Raw genomic sequence first — 456 nt, 5'->3', positions numbered from 1 at the left:
CAATATACATATTCAGACTGACGAGAAGGCTTTGATAAAGCGTTGACTGAAATGGGTTGCGTTCTGCAGCTACGATTAATACTTCAGCTCTTTCATGCGCCCAATTAAATGAACGTGCTTTACAATGCTTATCAATAAATTGTGCAATCTCTTCTATACCTGCGTCTAGTACTGATTCAGATGTAGGGTAGGACTGTAAAGTCCTTAATGAAATCTCAGCGTACAAATCATCAAAAACTCCTTTATACTCAGGGAAAACTTTCGCTGTAACGACAATTGTTGAAATGATAGAAAAGTTAACAGAAAATGACTTACAAAAAAGGCCTACACCTAATAAGCAGTCCATAGGAGAGCTGTTAGAACATATTGCTATTATTTGTGAAGCGGATTCGCTTATTTCGGACGGGGCATCTCAAGACAAGATGAACAAATTTTATTCAAGTGTTTCATATAAAA

The 456-nt window shown here is 36.6% G+C and carries 1 pseudogene; it reads right to left on the bottom strand.

The features are described from left to right. Window positions 1–226: pseudogene (locus C9J35_RS23270) on the bottom strand (IS110 family transposase); the annotation flags it as partial. Window positions 227–456 lie beyond the last annotated feature (230 nt).

It is taken from the genome of Lysinibacillus parviboronicapiens, assembly GCF_003049575.1.
GTDB classification, from domain to species: Bacteria; Bacillota; Bacilli; order Bacillales_A; family Planococcaceae; genus Lysinibacillus; species Lysinibacillus parviboronicapiens.
This window is presented reverse-complemented; position numbering and strand designations above follow the sequence as displayed.